This window comes from Psychrobacter sp. CAL346-MNA-CIBAN-0220, from assembly GCF_040309805.1.
GTDB lineage: Bacteria > Pseudomonadota > Gammaproteobacteria > Pseudomonadales > Moraxellaceae > Psychrobacter.
Map to the genome: position 1 here is coordinate 1 of NZ_JBEOPF010000057.1, position 358 is coordinate 358.

Annotated in this window: 1 protein-coding gene; it reads left to right on the top strand. The window is 40.2% G+C overall.

Features of this window, described 5'->3' with window-relative positions:
* Window positions 1-39 precede the first annotated feature (39 nt).
* On the top strand, window positions 40-358 hold a 319-nt coding region (locus AAEY88_RS12680), incomplete at its 3' end, for a hypothetical protein (protein ID WP_350562952.1).

Below are 358 nucleotides of genomic sequence, written 5' to 3' on the forward strand. Positions count from 1 at the left end.
GTATTTAGCTGTCAGCCTTCAGAAGAAGACAAGGCTAGAATGGCTGCTGAAGATGCTGCTAAGAAAGAGGAAGCAGCCTTAATAGAAGCTAACAAACCCAAAGAGCTGGGTATAAGTTCTACCGAAGCTAAGACGGCTTGTAATGAGAAAATTAAAGAAGAAACCAAGCAGTTTTCAAAAGTGGACGTTCACTATCTAGCTGACGCTGTATTTATTAAAGATGCTTCAGGCAGGGCTAACGCTAGTATAGGCTTTACCGTTACTAACGATTATGGCGTTGATAAGCCTTACGTTGGTTACTGTTATTTCAATGAGGACAGCACATTAAGAACCTTTGAAATACAAGAAGGGAAAAGAT